The organism is Pseudomonas sp. TE50-2 (genome assembly GCF_040813665.1).
Classification (GTDB): Bacteria; Pseudomonadota; Gammaproteobacteria; order Pseudomonadales; family Pseudomonadaceae; genus Aquipseudomonas; species Aquipseudomonas soli.
This window is the reverse complement of record NZ_JBFNXN010000001.1, coordinates 3,746,673-3,764,021: the sequence shown is the minus strand read 5'-3', so window position 1 is coordinate 3,764,021 and position 17,349 is coordinate 3,746,673. Positions and strand designations below refer to the sequence as shown.

Below are 17,349 nucleotides of genomic sequence, written 5' to 3'. Positions count from 1 at the left end.
TCATCGCCGGCAAGCCGGCTCCCACAGATACAGACTGTACCTCTGTGGGAGCCGGCTTGCCGGCGATGAGGGCAGCGCAGGCGATCAATACCATCAGGCCAGCCGTTGCCCCGATACCGCCGGGTGATACAGCGGCTGCACCTTGTTCCCCGCCGGGTCCAGCAAATGGAAGCTGCGCGCGCCATCGCCGTGATTGAACGGGCGGTCCAGCAGCGTCACGCCATGGGCCTTGAAGTACTGGTACCAGGCTTCCAGTTCCTCCACGCTGTCGACGATGAAACCATAGTGATCCAGGGTCTGTAGCCCGTTGGCCGCGCCTGCGCCGCGCCCGAGCGACAGGTTGTCGTTGCCGCAGGTGAGGTAGACCAGGTCTTCGTTGGCACGGTTGAGCACCTCCATGCCCAGCACATCCACGTAGAAGCGCTCGCACTCCTCCAGGTTGGGGACCAGCAGGGCGATGTGCCGCAGGCCATTGAGACGGCCTGGGCGGGCAGGTAGATCGGACATGAGCGCGGCTCCTTTTTTGTATACAATTCATAATAGAATTTAAAACAAAAGGAACGTCATGTGTACTGCCTATTTATCAAGACACGGGTGAAACCCGGTACCGCGGATGCCTTCCTGGCAGCCATCAATGCCAACGCCGCGGCATCGGTCGCCACCGAGCCGGGTTGCCTGGTATTCGATGTCTCGCAGGACCGGGAGAATGCCGATGTCATCTACCTGTATGAGATCTACCAGGACGATGAGGCGTACGAGGCGCATACCCGGACCGCGCATTTTCGCGACAGCCGCCCCCTGGTGGAGCCGCTGATCGAAGAGCAGGAGTGCTTCGAGAGCAATGTGATCGCCCGAAACCCGGTGAGCTGAAGCCGCCTTCCTGAATGCCCATAGAAAAGCCCCGGCGATGGCCGGGGCTTTTGCTTGAAGGGGTGGCCAAATCCTTTTGGCCGACGGGACAATCCTTATTCGGCTTTCAGGCCATCAGCCGAGACGGCCTGTACGCCTTTGATTTTCTTGGCGATGGCAACCGCCATGTCTTTCTGTGCATCGGTAATGGCCACGTCCGAAGACAGGGACACTACGCCTTTGTTGGTTTCAACCTTGATGTCACTGCCCGGCACGCCTTTCTCGGTCATCAGGTCAGCCTTCACCTTGGTGGTGATCCAGGTGTCGGAAGTGGCTTCCTTGGCTTTGGTCACCTCACCGGCCGCAAGCGTCATCGGGGCCTGGGTGGACTGGGCAGCGAAAGCCGCGTTAGCCATGGTCAGGGTCAGAGCGGTAGCAGTAGCGGCAGCAATGGCGAACTTCTTCATGTGAGTCACTCCTGTTTTTTCGAAAGGTCTGCGCCTTGGTTCCTGGCGTCAGGTAGTAAGGTAGTTGCAGGGGCTGTGCCAGTTTTTGCACGCCCTATAAATCCTTTGAAATCAATGAGTTAAACAAATCAATCAGAAGCCCGTACCGTGCATTTTGCAATCCCGGTAAAAAAGCCACGTGCAAGATGCATGCTCTCAACTATTTTGCGGCAGGCATAAAAAAAGGACCCCGAAGGGTCCTTTCCTTTAGCCTCGAAAGGCTTAGACGCCCGATGCCTTGGCAGCGGCAACGTCCTTGATCGACAGCTTGATACGGCCGCGGTTGTCCACGTCCAGTACCAGTACTTCGACTTCCTGGCCTTCCTTCAGCACGTCGGTGACCTTCTCGACGCGAGCATCGCTCAGCATGGAGATGTGCACCAGGCCGTCCTTGCCCGGCAGGATGTTGACGAAGGCACCGAAGTCGACGATGCGCTCGACCTTGCCGACGTAGATCTTGCCGATCTCGGCTTCGGCGGTGATGCCCAGGATGCGCTGCTTGGCAGCGTCCGCGGCTTCCTTGGTTTCGCCGAAGATCTTGATCGAGCCGTCGTCTTCGATGTCGATCGAAGCCTTGGTCTCTTCGCAGATGGCGCGAATGGTGGCGCCGCCTTTACCGATGACGTCACGGATCTTGTCGGTGTCGATCTTCATCGCGATCATGGTCGGTGCGTTGGCCGACAGCTCGGTGCGCGATTCGCCGATGATCTGGTTCATCTGGCCGAGGATGTTCAGGCGCGCTTCCAGGGCCTGGCCCAGGGCGATTTCCATGATCTCTTCGGTGATGCCGTTGATCTTGATGTCCATCTGCAGCGCGGTGACGCCTTTGGCGGTACCGGCTACCTTGAAGTCCATGTCGCCGAGGTGGTCTTCGTCACCCAGGATGTCGGTCAGTACAGCGAACTTCTCGCCTTCCTTGACCAGGCCCATGGCGATACCGGCAACCGGCGCCTTCATCGGCACGCCCGCGTCCATCAGCGCCAGGGAGGCACCGCAGACCGAAGCCATGGAGCTGGAGCCGTTGGACTCGGTGATTTCCGATACCACGCGGATGGTGTACGGGAACACGTCAGCGGCCGGCAGCATGGCCTGTACCGAACGACGGGCCAGACGGCCGTGGCCGATTTCACGACGGCCAGCACCGCCCATGCGACCACACTCACCTACCGAGAACGGCGGGAAGTTGTAGTGCAGCATGAAGGGGTCTTTCTTCTCGCCTTCGAGGGTGTCCAGCAGCTGGGCGTCACGGGCGGTACCCAGGGTCGCGACGACCAGGGCCTGGGTTTCGCCACGGGTGAACAGGGCCGAACCGTGGGTCTTCGGCAGAACGCCGACTTCGATGTTCAGCGGGCGCACGGTCTTGGTGTCGCGACCGTCGATACGTGGCTTGCCGTTGACGATGTTTTCGCGAACGGTGCGGTATTCGATCTCGCCGAAGATGTCTTTGACTTCACCAGCCGATGGCTGGCCTTCTTCACCGGAAAACTTGGCGATCGCCTGATCGCGCAACTCGCCCAGGCGCGCATAGCGGTCGGCCTTGACGGTGATGGTGTAGCCCTGCGACACCGCTTCGCCGAACTCGGCGCGGATGGCGTTGAACAGTTCGGTGTTGGCAACGGCAGGTTTCCAGTCCCAGGTCGGCTTGGCGGCTTCGGCAGCCAGCTCTTTGACAGCCTTGATCACGGCCTGGAATTCGTCGTGGGCGAACAGCACGGCGCCCAGCATCTGGTCTTCGGTCAGCTCTTTGGCTTCCGATTCAACCATCAGTACGGCCGACTCGGTACCGGCAACGACCATGTCCAGGCTCGAAGCGGCCTGCTGCTCGTAGGTCGGGTTCAGCAGGTAGCCGGTGCTTTCGTGGAAGGCAACGCGGGCGGCGCCGATCGGGCCTTCGAACGGAATGCCCGAGATGGCCAGGGCAGCCGAGGTACCGATCATCGCAGCGATGTCCGGATCGGTCTTCTTGCTGGTGGAAACCACGGTGCAGACAACCTGCACTTCGTTCATGAAACCTTCAGGGAACAGCGGGCGGATCGGGCGGTCGATCAGGCGCGAAGTCAGGGTTTCTTTTTCGGATGGGCGGCCTTCACGCTTGAAGAAACCACCTGGGATCTTGCCAGCGGCGTAGGTCTTTTCCTGGTAGTGCACGGACAGCGGGAAGAAGCCCTTGCTCGGATCGGCATGCTTGGCACCGACCACGGTCACCAGCACGGTGACATCGTTGTCGACGGTGACCAGCACGGCGCCGGTGGCCTGACGGGCAATGCGGCCCGTTTCGAGGGTAACGGTCGATTGACCGAACTGGAATTGCTTGATTACCGGGTTCACGGTTTCCTACCTTTTTCAGTGGCTCTTGGGGGAACTGGTTCTTGCGAATTCTTGGGCAGAACGGGGAATCGGCCCCATTGACCGTCCAGATACAACACGAGGCTGGGAGCCTGGCGCCGGGCGGATAAACCGCTCGGCACACCAGGCTGCCAACCTCGCAGATCGCGCGGCGTGTCCAACGGCGACGCTGACAGGCAGCGTAGCCGAAGAATGCGACACACCATGCAACACCACTGGCCAGGCCGCTATTAGCGACGCAGGCCCAGGCGACCGATCAGGGCGCTGTAACGAGTGGTGTCTTTGCCCTTCAGGTAATCCAGCAGCTTACGACGCTGGTTGACCATACGGATCAGACCACGACGGGAGTGGTGGTCTTTTTCGTTGGCCTTGAAGTGGCCTTGCAGCTTGTTGATGTTGAAGGTCAGCAGGGCAACCTGTACTTCCGGGCTACCGGTGTCGCCGGCGGCTTGCTGATAGTCTGCAACGATCTGAGCTTTTTCTTCGACGCTGAGGGCCATTTGGCTTCTCCTGATAAACGGATCCCGCAAGCGGGGTCCAATAGGCCAGGGACTGGATCCCTGTATTAATAAAAAGAGTAATGACCGTGCCTACTGACAGCCATCCTCGAATCCGCAGGGCAAAGCGTTGACCTCGCCCTGTGGTATCGGTCATTCCGACCGAATCAGTCGACGCGGCGCAATGCGCCCGTCCTCGCTCACCTCACCGATACCGATGAAGCGGGCATTGTGATCCTGTACGCGGACCATGCCGAATTGCGGCGCGTCCGGCGCACGTACTGCCTGGCCATGTAGCCAGTAGAACGCGCTGTGCTCGGACAATACCACCAATGGCCAGTCCTGCAAGCCGCTGTCCGAAGGCATCAGGAAGCGATCGAGCGCTTCGTTGCCACCTTCGGCGTGAGCCTGTTCCAGCTCTTCGAGCGTGACGGTCTGGGCCAGCTCGAAGGGGCCGGCCTGGGTACGGCGCAGCTCGGCGACGTAGGCACCACAGCCCAACGCCTCGCCCATATCCTCCACCAGGGTGCGGATATAGGTGCCCTTGCTGCAGCCAACCGACAGGCGTGCCCGGGTGCCTTCGCACTCCAGCAGGTCCAACCGGCCAATAGTAACAGAACGCGCCTCACGCTCCACTACCTCTCCTGCGCGCGCCAGTTTGTACAGCGGCTGGCCGTCGCGCTTGAGGGCCGAGTACATCGGCGGCACCTGCTGGATTTCACCGCGAAAACGCGGGATGACCGCTTCGATGTCGGCGCGACCAACGGTCACGTCGCGGGTCTTCAGCACTTCGCCTTCGGCATCCCCGGTGGTGGTGGTCTGGCCCATCTGCATCACCGTCTCGTAGCCCTTGTCGGAATCGAGCAGGTACTGCGAGAACTTGGTGGCCTCGCCGAAGCACAGCGGCAGCACGCCGGTGGCCAGCGGATCGAGGCTGCCGGTGTGGCCGGCCTTCTCGGCATTGAGCAGCCAGCGGACCTTCTGCAGGGCAGCGTTGGAGGTGAACCCCAGCGGCTTGTCGAGCAGGATGATGCCGCTGACGTTGCGGCGGATACGTTTGACCTGGGCCACCGCTTACTCCTTGGTGTCCGGCGCGTCGGCATCCTGGTGCTGGCGGTCTTCGGCCACCGCACGTTCGATCAGCGCAGACAGATGCACACCGCGGCTCACGCTTTCATCGAAGTGGAAATGCAGCTGCGGCACGCTGCGCAGCTGCATCGAGCGGCCCAGGTGCAGACGCAGGAAGCTGGCGGCGCTGTTCAAGGCCTTGAGCGACTGCTTGACGGCGTCCGGGGTTTCTTCGCCCATGACGGTGATGAAGACCTTGGCATGGCCCAGGTCACGGCTGACGTCGACGGCGGTGATGGTCACCAGGCCGACACGCGGGTCTTTGACTTCACGGCGAATCAGCTCTGCCAGCTCACGCTGCATCTGATCACCGATACGTTGGGTACGGCTGTATTCTTTTGCCATTCTTGCTACCTGTATCTTAAAGCGGCAAACGCCCGGTCAAGCTCGAAGCCTGACCGGGCGCTACCTTCAGAGGTTCAGGCAACCGCCCTGGGGCGGGGCCTGCACCACGCTCGGCCCTTACAGGGTACGAGCCACCTGGACTTTCTCGAACACTTCGATCTTGTCGCCGACCTTGACGTCGTTGTAGCTCTTGACGCCAATACCGCACTCCATGCCGTTGCGTACTTCGGACGCATCGTCCTTGAAGCGACGCAGCGATTCCAGCTCGCCTTCGAAGATCACCACGTCGTCGCGCAGAACGCGGATCGGACGGTTGCGGTACACGGTACCCTCGATGACCATACAGCCAGCGATGGCGCCGAACTTCGGCGAACGGAACACGTCACGGACTTCGGCGACACCCAGGATGTTCTCGCGAACATCGCTGCCGAGCATGCCGGTCAGGGCTTTCTTGACGTCTTCGATGATGTCGTAGATCACGTTGTAGTAACGCATATCCAGACCTTCCTGCTCGACGATCTTGCGCGCGCCGGCATCGGCACGCACGTTGAAGCCGAACAGTACAGCGTTGGACGCCAGCGCCAGGTTGGCATCGCTTTCGGTGATACCACCGACGCCGCCACCGATGACGCGAACCTGAACTTCGTCGTTGCCCAGGCCGCCGAGCGAACCTTGCAGCGCCTCGAGGGAGCCGCGCACGTCGGTCTTGAGGACGATGTTGAGGGTCTTCTTCTCTTCCTGACCCATGGTCTCGAAGATGTTTTCCAGCTTGCCGGCGTGAGCACGGGCCAGCTTGACCTCACGGAACTTGCCTTGACGGAACAGCGCAACTTCACGCGCTTTCTTCTCGTCGGCAACCACCGACATCTCTTCACCAGCGTCGGGCGTGCCGTCCAGGCCGAGGATCTCGACCGGGATCGACGGGCCGGCTTCCTTCACAGGCTTGCCGTTTTCGTCGAGCATGGCACGCACGCGGCCATAGTTGGAGCCGACCAGGACCATGTCGCCCTGACGCAGGGTACCGTCCTGAACCAGGATGGTCGCCACCGGGCCACGGCCCTTGTCCAGACGCGACTCGACCACGACACCACGACCAGGTGCGGTCGGGGTGGCCTTGAGTTCGAGGATCTCGGCCTGCAGCAGGACCGCTTCGAGCAATTCGTCGACGCCGGTACCCATCTTCGCCGAAACCTTGACGAACGGCGTGTCACCACCCCATTCCTCGGAGGTCACGCCTTCGACGGACAGCTCGTTACGGATGCGATCGAGGTCTGCGCCTGGCTTGTCGATCTTGTTCACTGCAACGACCAGCGGTACGCCAGCTGCCTTGGCATGCTGCACGGCTTCGCGGGTCTGCGGCATCACGCCATCGTCCGCCGCCACCACCAGGATGACGATGTCGGTCGCCTTGGCACCACGGGCGCGCATTTGCGTGAACGCAGCGTGGCCAGGGGTGTCGAGGAAGGTAACCATGCCACGGTCGGTTTCGACGTGGTACGCACCGATGTGCTGGGTGATACCACCGGCCTCGCCAGCAGCAACCTTGGCACGACGGATGTAGTCGAGCAGCGAGGTCTTGCCGTGGTCGACGTGGCCCATGACGGTCACGACCGGTGCACGCGAAGTGGTCTCGCCTTCGAACTTCAGCGATTCGGCCAGGGAGTCTTCCAGGGCGGTGTCACTGATCAGGGTGACCTTGTGGCCCAGCTCTTCTGCTACCAGCTGAGCGGTTTCCTGGTCGAGCACCTGGTTGATGGTGACCGGAGTACCCATCTTGAACATGAACTTGACCACTTCAGCGCCCTTGACGGACATCTGGTTGGCCAGATCGGAGACAGTGATGGTCTCGCCGATCGCCACGTCACGGATAACCGGGCCGGTCGGGCTCTGGAAGCCATGCGCATTGCGCTTCTTGCCTTTACCCTTGCCACCGCGGCGACGGAAACCATCGCTTTCTTCATCGGTGGTACGCGGCGCGGCGCGCGGAGTCGGAGCCTTTTCCTTCTCCTTGACCTTGACCTTGACCGACATGCGCGGCGCTTCGCCACGGCCGGCGGTAGCCTGGCCACCACCGCGACGATCGTCATCACGGGTGCGGCTTTCGTTACGACGGGTCTCGTCCTTCTTGCGCTCGGCAGCACGCGCGGCGGCGTCTTCGGACACCGGTGCGTTGGCCACTACCGGGGCAGCGGCTGGCGCAGGCTCGGCCTTGGGCGCTGGCGCGGCGGCCGGAGCCTCGGCGGCCTGACGGCGTGCCTGCTCCTCGTTGCGCTGGCGAACTTCGGCTTCAACCTTCTCGCGCGCGGCGTTTTCCGCGGCGCGACGCTCTTCCTGCTCGCGTTTCTGCTCAGCCTGGATCTCTTCCGGGCTGCGCTGCACGAAGACTTTCTTCTTGCGTACTTCTACGCTGATGCTCTTGCTACCGGCGACACGCAGAGTGCTGGTGGTCTTGCGCTGCAAGGTAATCTTGCGCGGCTCTTCCGCCTTGCTCTTGTGGCTGCTCTTCAAATGAGTCAGCAGGGTCTGCTTCTCATTGTCGGTCACTACCTGACCGGCGTCGGTGTGCGGCAGACCTGCCTCACGCATCTGCTGCAGCAGGCGCTCTACCGGTGCCTCGACCTCTTGGGCCAGTTCTTTCACCGTGACTTGCGTCATGCACTTCTCTCCTCAGGCCGCGCCTAATTACTCGAACCAGTGGGCTCGGGCGGCCATGATCAACTTGCCGGCACGCTCTTCGTCGATGCCGTCGATGTCGAGCAGGTCGTCGATCGACTGCTCGGCCAGGTCTTCGCGGTTAACCACGCCGCGCACCGCCAGTTCCGCCGCCAGGTCCTTGTCCATGCCCTCGAGGGAGAGCAGGTCTTCGGCCGGATGGGCGTCTGCCAGTTTTTCTTCGGTAGCGATGGCCTTGGTCAACAAACGGTCCTTGGCTCGAGCGCGGAGCTCATTGACGATTTCCTCGTCAAAGCCATCGATGTTGAGCATTTCTTCCAACGGTACGTAGGCAATTTCTTCGAGGCTGGTAAAGCCTTCGTCGACCAGCACTTGTGCCAGCTCCTCGTCGACTTCCAGTTCCTCGACAAAATTACGCAGGATATCGCCGGTTTCAGCTTGCTGCTTGGCCTGGATGTCCTTCTCGGTCATCACGTTCAGGGTCCAGGCGGTCAGCTGGCTGGCCAGGCGGACGTTCTGGCCACCACGGCCAATCGCCTGGGCCAGGTTGTCCTCGGCAACGGCGATATCCATCGCATGGGCGTCCTCGTCAACGATGATCGCGGCAACCTCTGCCGGCGACATGGCGTTGATGACGAACTGCGCCGGGTTCTCGTCCCAGAGGACGATATCCACACGCTCGCCACCCAGCTCGCCGGATACGGCCTGGACGCGCGAACCACGCATGCCGATACAGGCACCCTGCGGGTCGATGCGCTTGTCCTTGGAGCGGACGGCGATCTTGGCACGCGAACCCGGATCACGGGAGGCGGCCATGACTTCGATGAGGCCTTCGGCGATTTCCGGCACTTCGATGCGGAACAGCTCGATCAGCATCTGCGGCGCGGTGCGCGACAGGATCAGCTGAGGGCCGCGGTTCTCGGTGCGGATTTCCTTGAGCAGCGCACGCAGGCGCACGCCGACACGGAAGGTCTCACGGGGAATGATGTCTTCGCGCGCCAGCAGCGCCTCGGCATTGTTGCCCAGGTCGACGATGACGTTGTCGCGGGTGACCTTCTTGACGGTACCGGAGATGATCTCGCCCACGCGCTCGCGGTAGGCATCGACCACCTGGGCGCGCTCGGCCTCGCGGACCTTCTGCACGATGACCTGCTTGGCGGTCTGCGCGGCGATGCGACCGAACTCGATCGACTCGATCTTCTCTTCGATCACGTCACCGATCTTGGCATCGGGGTGCGTGTCCTGGATCTTTTCCAGCCAGGTCTCGATCGCCGGATCGTCCAGGTCGTTCTCGTCGACCACGGTCCAGCGGCGGAAGGTCTCGTAGCTACCGGTGTGGCGGTTGATTTCCACACGCAGGTCGACTTCGTCCTCAAAACGTTTTTTGGTTGCAGTGGCCAGGGCCACTTCCAGCGCTTCGAAAATGACGCCTGGCGGTACACCTTTCTCGTTGGATACCGATTCAACAACCAGCAGTACTTCTTTGCTCATCGTACGCCTCGCCTTGCGCAAGCCATTGGCCCCGGAACATCCGCCGGGCCCGGCACGTCTCAGTCAAAACTGGGAATAATATTGGCCTTGTCGATCGAGTCGATCGGCAACAGGAACTCGTGCTGGTCCACCTGCACCACCACATCCTGTTCCTCCACACCGCGGAGAAGGCCCTGGAAGTTACGACGGCCCTCGAAGGGCGTACGCAGCTTGATCTTCACCTGCTCGCCGGCATGCGCTGCAAACTGTTCTAGGGTGAACAGCGGGCGGTCCATGCCTGGAGAGGACACCTCGAGGGTATATTCAGAGCTGATCGGATCTTCCACATCGAGGATGGCGCTGGCCTGACGGCTGACGGCTTCGCAGTCTTCCACCAGGATGCCGCCTTCCTTGTCGATATAGATACGCAGTACCGAATGCTTGCCTTGGGAGACGTATTCGATCCCCCAGCATTGGTAGCCCAGGCCCTCGACAACCGGGGCCAACAAGGCCTGCAACTGTTCTAGCTTGCTCGACACCTGAACCCCCTCGTGCATGCTGTGCAAATAAAAAATGGGCGAAGCGCCCATCCCTGAAAGCGCCGTTGGACAACGACGCCTAAAACTGTTCGGCTAGCAAAAAGCCCCTGAAAAGGGGCTCTGCTGAAGCTGGTTGCGGGGGCTGGATTTGAACCAACGACCTTCGGGTTATGAGCCCGACGAGCTACCAAGCTGCTCCACCCCGCGACAAAGCTGGGGCGAAAGTATAAGACTGAACCCTTTGCTGGGTCAATCCGACCTCCACCTGCAAGAAAGCCCGCTAAAGCGGGCTCTCATGCTTCAATTGGTACCGAGAAGGGGACTCGAACCCCTACACCCTATGGGCACAACCACCTCAAGGTTGCGTGTCTACCAATTCCACCACCTCGGCAATACTACATTTGAAACCCGTTACTGCTGCTCTTTGGCTGGAGGAGGTACATCACCAGAGTTGGTGGTTTCGCTCTTCTGCTGCTGGAGCACCGGTACATCATCATTGACTGCCGGCTTTTGCTCTTTGACTTCCAGCACTGCTGGATCTGGCAGACCAGCTTGAGTCAGCTGGTGTGCTTGCTGCTTGGCGAAGTATCCTAACCCAAGTGCAGTCAAAAAGAAAGTGGCGGCAAGTATAGCAGTAACTTTACTCAAAAAGGTAGCGGAACCTTGGCTTCCGAACACAGTATTTGAAGCACCTGCGCCGAAAGATGCACCTGCTTCCGCACCTTTACCCTGCTGCAACAACACCATGACTACCAGTGACAGTGCTGCCAACAGATGAAAAACAACTACGACTGTTTCCAGCATTTTTCAGTTTCCTGCGGCGCGACAAATTGCACCGAATTCGTCTGCATTCAGGGACGCTCCACCAATGAGCCCCCCATCGATATCCGGCATGCCGAACAGTTCGGCCGCATTAGCCGCCTTCACGCTGCCGCCGTAGAGAAGCTGCACCTTGCGGGCAACTTCGGCGTCCTTTTCCGCCAACTGCTCGCGGATGGCTGCATGCACATCCTGGGCTTGCTGGGGCGAGGCCGTCAAACCTGTACCAATGGCCCATACAGGCTCATAGGCAATTACTGCATTGGCAAAAGCAGCGATACCGAACGCGTCGATCACACTGCTTAGTTGACGCCCTACAACTTCGAGCGTCTTGCCTGCTTCACGCTCGGCGAGAGTTTCCCCTACACAGAGCACTGGCGTCAAACCACTTTTCTGTGCGGCTGCAAACTTTTGATTCAGCACTTCGTCACTTTCACCGATAATCTGGCGACGCTCCGAATGGCCGATCAACACCAACTTGCAACCGACTTCTGACAACTGACTCGGTGCAACTTCACCGGTCAGTGCACCCTGTTCGGGCTGTACCGCAGAATTCTGTGCTCCAACGATGATCCCCTTGCCTTTCAGCCCATCAACAACTTCATTGATGAACAGGGCCGGTGGAAACACCGCGACTTCGATACCGTCGGGAATGAGCATTTTGCCCAACCCCTGAGTCAGCTCAGCGACGCTGGCGCGGGTACCGTGCATCTTCCAGTTACCAGCTACCATGGGGCGACGCATGCTTTACCTCGTCGGTCAAAGTGGGCGCAGATCTTACCCAACCCGATCTGCGCTGGCAAGCCTCTTTCAGGCACAAACTTCTTCAACGAGCTTGGCCAGGGCTTCGGCATGGCCACGCACCTGGGTTTCGTCGTCACCCTCCACCATCACCCGCACCAAAGGCTCGGTACCGGACTTGCGCAGCAGCACACGGCCGCGACCGGCCATGGCCTCGGTCGCCTTGGCGCTGGCCTCTTTGACCAACGGGTTTTCCAGGGGATCGCTCTTGCCCGCGGCGAAACGCACGTTGATCAGCACCTGCGGGCACTTGCGCACCGCCTGACGGGCCTGGGCGAGGTTCTCGCCACGGCGCTTGAGCGCCATCAGCACCTGCAGCGCGGCGATGATCGCGTCTCCCGTGGTGGTATGGCTGCCGCAGACGACATGCCCGGAATTTTCGCCACCCAGCAGCCATTCGCGCTCGAGCAGCTCAGCCATCACGTAGCGATCACCAACCTTGGCGCGCACGAACGGAATATCAAGCTCCTTGAACGCCAACTCCAGGCCCAGGTTGCTCATCAACGTACCGACCACGCCGCCTTGCAGCTTGCCGCGCTCGTGCATGTCGCGACCGATGATGAACAGCAGCTCGTCGCCATCGACGATGGTGCCGGTATGATCGACCATCAACACACGGTCACCGTCGCCGTCGAAGGCGATGCCGATGTCCGCATGCCCGACCAGCACCGCGGCCTGCAGCGACTCGATATGGGTCGAGCCACAGCCCTCGTTGATGTTCAGGCCATCTGGCGCCGCGTGCAGCACCGTGACTTCGGCACCGAGCTCACGGAACACGCTCGGCGCCACCTTGTAGGTGGCACCATGCGCGCAGTCCACCACGATCTTGAGGCCTTCGAAACTGGTGCTGCTGGGCACGCTGCTCTTGCAGAACTCGATGTAGCGCCCCGCCGCGTCGTTGATACGCGAAACCTTGCCCAGCTTGCTGGACTCGACGACGGTCATCGGCTGGTCGAGCAGTTCCTCGATCATCAGCTCGACTTCGTCCGGCAGCTTGGTACCGGCGCCGGAGAAGAACTTGATGCCGTTGTCGTCGTGCGGGTTGTGCGAGGCACTGATGACGATACCCGCTTCGGCATGGAAGGTCCGGGTCAGGTAGGCGATGGCAGGCGTCGGCATCGGCCCGAGCAGCATCACGTCGGCGCCGGCCGCAGACAGGCCGGCCTCCAGCGCGGACTCGAACATGTAGCCCGAGATACGGGTGTCCTTGCCGACCAGCACACGGCAATTGCCCTGCTTGCGGAAGGCCATGCCCGCCGCCCAGCCGAGTTTCAGCATGAAGTCCGGGGTGATGGGGAACTGGCCAACGCGACCACGGATACCATCGGTACCAAAGTATTTTCTGCTCATAGTGACTCCAATGTTCTTATTCGGCGCTCTGCACGGCCGCGATCATGCGCACCACGTCGACGGTTTCCGCCACGTCATGCACCCGCAGGATGCTCGCACCCTTGGTCATGGCCAATGCCGCCAGCGCCAGGCTACCGTACAGGCGTTCACCGACGGGGCGGCCCAGCGCGAGGCCGATCATGCTCTTGCGCGAGACGCCTACCAGGAGCGGCCTGCCGAGGCGATAGAGCGCTTCCATATGTTTGAAAAGGCTGAGATTGTGCTCGAGGGTCTTGGCAAAGCCGAACCCCGGGTCGAGGATGATGCGCTCAGCCCCGATGCCTGCCGCCGCGCAGGCGGCCATACGCTGTTCAAGATAGCGCGTAACATCGGCTGTCACATCTTCATATTGCGGATTGTCCTGCATGTTGCCCGGCTCGCCACGCATGTGCATGAGACACACCGGCAAGCCGGTGTCCGCCGCCGCATCAAGCGCACCGTCGCGCTCCAGGGCGCGCACATCGTTGATCAAGCCAGCGCCGAGGCGCGCGGATTCGCGCATGACCGCAGGCGTCGAGGTATCGACCGAGATGACCACGTCGAGCCGGCTGTTGATCGCTTCGACAATCGGCGCCACGCGCTCCAGCTCCTCGGTAGGCGAAACGGCGCGGGCACCCGGACGGGTGGACTCGCCCCCCACATCGATCAGGGTCGCTCCGGCCGCCACCATCTCCTCGGCATGACGCAGGGCCGCATCGCGCTGACTGAAGCGCCCACCATCGGAGAACGAATCTGGAGTGACGTTGAGGATGCCCATGACATGGGTACGGGACAAATCAAGAACCCGGTTGCCGCAAGGCAACCGGGTCGGGTACTGCTGTGAGGTCATAGAAACCCTTAGTGCTGAGCCGCTGGACCGCCGATCGGCGACTCCGGACGATCATCCTGGGAAGCCTGCTTGCCAGAGGTCCCGGCATCGTTGTCCCAGTCACGTGGCTCACGCGGAGTGCGGCCAGCCATGATGTCGTCGATCTGGTCGGCATCGATGGTTTCGTACTTCATCAAGGCCTCGGCCATGGCGTCGAGCTTGTCGCGATTATCGGTGAGGATCTGTTTGGCCGTGGCATAGCACTGGTCGATGATGCTGCGCACTTCGGAGTCGATCATCTTCGCCGTCTCACCGGAAACGCTGGCATGCTGGCTACCCGCGCTGCGGCCGAGGAACACCTCGCCCTCTTCTTCGGCGTACATCAGCGGCCCGAGTTTTTCGGACAGGCCCCACTTGGTGACCATGTTCCGGGCAATCTGGCTCGCACGCATGATGTCGTTGGAGGCGCCAGTGGTCACACCGTCGAAGCCCAGGGTCATCTCTTCAGCGATACGACCACCATAAAGCGAGCAGATCTGGCTGATCAGCGCACGCTTGGACAGGCTGTAACGGTCTTCTTCCGGCAAGAACATGGTCACACCCAAGGCACGACCACGCGGAATGATCGACACCTTGTACACCGGATCATGCTCGGGGACGACACGGCCGACGATGGCGTGGCCTGCTTCGTGGTAAGCGGTGTTCTGCTTCTCTTTCTCGGACATGACCATGGTCTTGCGCTCGGCGCCCATCATGATCTTGTCCTTGGCCAGCTCGAACTCCTTCATCTCGACCACGCGCTTGCTGGAACGGGCAGCGAACAGCGACGCCTCGTTGACCAGGTTGGCCAGGTCGGCACCGGAGAAGCCAGGGGTACCGCGGGCGATGACCGCCGCGTTGACGTTCTCGCCGATTGGCACCTTGCGCATGTGCACTTTGAGGATCTGCTCACGACCACGGATGTCCGGCAGGCCGACCACGACCTGGCGGTCGAAGCGGCCCGGGCGCAGCAGCGCCGGGTCAAGCACGTCGGGACGGTTGGTGGCGGCGATGACGATGATGCCATCGTTCATCTCGAAGCCATCCATTTCGACCAGCAACTGGTTCAGGGTCTGCTCACGCTCGTCGTGACCGCCGCCCATGCCGGCGCCACGGTGGCGGCCAACGGCGTCGATCTCGTCGATGAAGATGATGCAAGGTGCGTGTTTCTTGGCCTGCTCGAACATGTCACGCACGCGGCTGGCACCCACGCCGACGAACATCTCGACGAAGTCGGAACCGGAAATGGTGAAGAACGGCACCTTGGCTTCGCCGGCGATGGCCTTGGCCAGCAGGGTCTTACCGGTACCGGGCGGGCCGACCATCAGCACACCGCGGGGGATGCGGCCACCCAGGCGCTGGAACTTGCCCGGGTCACGCAGGAACTCGACCAGCTCGCCAACTTCTTCCTTGGCCTCGTCGCAACCGGCAACGTCAGCCAGGGTAGTCTTGACCTGGTCTTCGGACAGCAGGCGCGCCTTGCTCTTGCCGAAGCTCATCGGGCCGCCTTTACCACCGGCACCGCCCTGCATCTGGCGCATGAAGAACATGAACACGGCGATGATCACCAGGATCGGGAAGCTGGCGACCAGCAACTGGGTCCAGATGCTCTGCTGCTCAGGCTGCTTGCCTTCGACGGTGACGTGGTTATCCACCAGGTCGCCGATCAGGCCGTTATCGGTGATGGCCGGGCGGACAGTCTTGAAGTTGTCGCCGTCGGTGCGCTTGCCGGTAATGATGTAGCCGTCGACGGTCACGCGCTCGACCTTGCCATCCTTGACCTGCTGGATGAAGTCGGAATAGTTGAGGGTCTGCGGCTCGTTAGGGCTCGAGAAGTTGTTCATCACCGTCACCAGGACGGCGGCGATGATCAACCAGAGGATCAGATTCTTTGCCATGTCGTTCAATTCGCTACCCTCTGAGGCCGGCGCACGACGCAGCCGTGCCTCGCATGATATTCATCGCCCTAACTTACTACATTACCCACGCATCCGCAGGCACCGTCTGTAACCCTTTGTGAAAGCTAGACTACACGAAGTTCGGACGATCCAGACGGAGCCGCCGATTGGAAATAACTATCGGCAACCCCGCAGCACGCCTTTCACGCTCCCTTGAAACCCTTGCCCAACAGGTACTGTTCGCGGGAGCGATCCCGCGAGGACGACGGCTTGCGCATCTGCACCTTGTCGAACTTGCTGCGCACGTCCTTCAGGTACATGTCGAAACCCTCGCCCTGGAAGATCTTGATCAGGAAATCCCCGCCGGGCTTGAGCACGCGGGTCGCCAGATCCAGGGCCAGTTCACAGAGGAACATGGCACGCGGCATGTCCACCGCGGGCGTACCACTCATATTGGGGGCCATATCGGAAATCACAAGGTCTACGTGCGAATCACCGACCGCCTGCAGGATCTGCTGCAGCACTTCGTCCTGAGTAAAGTCGCCCTGGATGAAGGTAACGTCCGGGATCGAGTCCATTTCGAGGATGTCCGAGGCGATCAACCGCCCTTGGCCACCAATCAGACGACTGGTCACCTGCGACCAGCCACCTGGCGCTGCGCCGAGGTCGATCACGCTCATGCCGGGGCGGATCAGGCGGTCTTTTTCCTGGATCTCCAGCAGTTTGTAGCTCGCACGCGAGCGGTAGCCATCCTTCTGCGCCTGTTTCACAAAAGGATCGTTGAAATGCTCTCGCAGCCAGTTTGCGCTGCTTTTGGAACGTTGTACCACGGGGCACCTCGATGATATGCGTCGTGTTTGACTGGGCGGAGCCAGGGGCCCTCGGGTAAAATGCCCGTCAATTTTACAGAATCAGACGAAAAGGGTCAGATTATGCCGCTCAATAACGAGCAGAAGAAGCAATACAAGTCCATTGGTCATGACCTGAAGCCGGTCCTGATCGTTGCTGGCAACGGTGTGAACGAAGGCGTCGCCGCCGAACTGGAGCGCGCCCTGGCCGATCACGAGCTGATCAAGGTCGAAATCCGTTCGGAAGACCGTGAAGAGCGTGCCGCCGCGATCGCCGAACTGTGCAAGGTCGGCCGCGCCGAGCTGGTGCAGACCATCGGCAAGAAGGCGCTGATCTACCGCAAGAACCCACAGCCGAACAAGCAGCTGTCCAACATCCACCGCTTCAAGTAAC

General features: G+C 60.9%; 17 protein-coding genes and 2 tRNA genes. 2 read left to right on the top strand and 17 right to left on the bottom strand.

The annotated features are described in order from the left end of the window. Positions 1-93: 93 nt before the first annotated feature. Complete coding sequence (locus AAHK21_RS17195; RefSeq protein ID WP_046854071.1) at positions 94-507, bottom strand: VOC family protein; 414 nt, start codon at positions 505-507, stop codon at positions 94-96. A gap of 60 nt (positions 508-567) precedes the next feature. Here AAHK21_RS17195 and AAHK21_RS17190 point away from each other — a divergent pair, with 60 nt between their 5' ends. Beyond that, a complete protein-coding gene (locus AAHK21_RS17190) occupies positions 568-870 on the top strand; it encodes a putative quinol monooxygenase (RefSeq protein ID WP_367857859.1) in 303 nt (100 codons plus the stop codon). Between the two features lie 95 nt (positions 871-965). Here AAHK21_RS17190 and AAHK21_RS17185 read toward each other — a convergent pair whose 3' ends face one another. The 16 genes from AAHK21_RS17185 to rlmE form a co-directional block, all read right to left on the bottom strand. Further along, complete coding sequence (locus tag AAHK21_RS17185) at positions 966-1,316, bottom strand: BON domain-containing protein (protein WP_046854069.1); 351 nt, start codon at positions 1,314-1,316, stop codon at positions 966-968. A gap of 261 nt (positions 1,317-1,577) precedes the next feature. Beyond that, on the bottom strand, positions 1,578-3,683 hold the full coding sequence (pnp, locus tag AAHK21_RS17180) for a polyribonucleotide nucleotidyltransferase (RefSeq protein WP_023629334.1): 2,106 nt from the start codon (positions 3,681-3,683) through the stop codon (positions 1,578-1,580). Positions 3,684-3,931: 248 nt separating this feature from the next. Further along, positions 3,932-4,201 (bottom strand): 30S ribosomal protein S15, encoded by a 270-nt coding sequence (gene rpsO, locus AAHK21_RS17175; protein WP_023629335.1) that lies wholly within the window; start codon positions 4,199-4,201, stop codon positions 3,932-3,934. Between the two features lie 150 nt (positions 4,202-4,351). Next, complete coding sequence (gene truB, locus AAHK21_RS17170) at positions 4,352-5,269, bottom strand: tRNA pseudouridine(55) synthase TruB (RefSeq protein ID WP_046854068.1); 918 nt, start codon at positions 5,267-5,269, stop codon at positions 4,352-4,354. 3 nt (positions 5,270-5,272) lie between these two features. Continuing rightward, on the bottom strand, positions 5,273-5,671 hold the full coding sequence (gene rbfA, locus AAHK21_RS17165; protein ID WP_023629337.1) for a 30S ribosome-binding factor RbfA: 399 nt from the start codon (positions 5,669-5,671) through the stop codon (positions 5,273-5,275). Between the two features lie 117 nt (positions 5,672-5,788). After that, a complete protein-coding gene (infB, locus tag AAHK21_RS17160) occupies positions 5,789-8,326 on the bottom strand; it encodes a translation initiation factor IF-2 (protein ID WP_046854067.1) in 2,538 nt (845 codons plus the stop codon). A 27-nt stretch (positions 8,327-8,353) separates the two neighbouring features. Continuing rightward, positions 8,354-9,835 (bottom strand): transcription termination factor NusA, encoded by a 1,482-nt coding sequence (nusA, locus tag AAHK21_RS17155; protein WP_038706865.1) that lies wholly within the window; start codon positions 9,833-9,835, stop codon positions 8,354-8,356. 59 nt (positions 9,836-9,894) lie between these two features. Next, on the bottom strand, positions 9,895-10,353 hold the full coding sequence (gene rimP / locus AAHK21_RS17150; protein ID WP_038707604.1) for a ribosome maturation factor RimP: 459 nt from the start codon (positions 10,351-10,353) through the stop codon (positions 9,895-9,897). A 130-nt stretch (positions 10,354-10,483) separates the two neighbouring features. Then, positions 10,484-10,560: transfer RNA gene (locus AAHK21_RS17145), tRNA-Met, on the bottom strand. Positions 10,561-10,658: 98 nt separating this feature from the next. Beyond that, positions 10,659-10,744: transfer RNA gene (locus AAHK21_RS17140), tRNA-Leu, on the bottom strand. A 20-nt stretch (positions 10,745-10,764) separates the two neighbouring features. Continuing rightward, positions 10,765-11,157 (bottom strand): preprotein translocase subunit SecG, encoded by a 393-nt coding sequence (gene secG, locus AAHK21_RS17135; RefSeq protein WP_046854066.1) that lies wholly within the window; start codon positions 11,155-11,157, stop codon positions 10,765-10,767. 3 nt (positions 11,158-11,160) lie between these two features. Then, positions 11,161-11,916, bottom strand: coding sequence for a triose-phosphate isomerase (gene tpiA, locus AAHK21_RS17130; protein WP_367857858.1), 756 nt, complete (start codon positions 11,914-11,916; stop codon positions 11,161-11,163). Positions 11,917-11,982: 66 nt separating this feature from the next. Beyond that, the gene (gene glmM, locus AAHK21_RS17125; RefSeq protein WP_367857857.1) at positions 11,983-13,323 is read right to left on the bottom strand and encodes a phosphoglucosamine mutase; all 1,341 of its coding nucleotides are present in this window, start codon (positions 13,321-13,323) and stop codon (positions 11,983-11,985) included. A gap of 16 nt (positions 13,324-13,339) precedes the next feature. Continuing rightward, on the bottom strand, positions 13,340-14,191 hold the full coding sequence (gene folP / locus AAHK21_RS17120; protein WP_094012249.1) for a dihydropteroate synthase: 852 nt from the start codon (positions 14,189-14,191) through the stop codon (positions 13,340-13,342). Positions 14,192-14,199: 8 nt separating this feature from the next. Further along, a complete protein-coding gene (ftsH, locus tag AAHK21_RS17115; RefSeq protein WP_038706866.1) occupies positions 14,200-16,107 on the bottom strand; it encodes an ATP-dependent zinc metalloprotease FtsH in 1,908 nt (635 codons plus the stop codon). A 203-nt stretch (positions 16,108-16,310) separates the two neighbouring features. Further along, positions 16,311-16,937, bottom strand: a complete 627-nt coding sequence (gene rlmE, locus AAHK21_RS17110) for a 23S rRNA (uridine(2552)-2'-O)-methyltransferase RlmE (protein ID WP_011532133.1) — start codon at positions 16,935-16,937, stop codon at positions 16,311-16,313. A gap of 102 nt (positions 16,938-17,039) precedes the next feature. Here rlmE and AAHK21_RS17105 point away from each other — a divergent pair, with 102 nt between their 5' ends. Beyond that, on the top strand, positions 17,040-17,348 hold the full coding sequence (locus AAHK21_RS17105; protein ID WP_027595032.1) for a YhbY family RNA-binding protein: 309 nt from the start codon (positions 17,040-17,042) through the stop codon (positions 17,346-17,348). The last annotated feature ends 1 nt before the right edge of the window (position 17,349 follow it).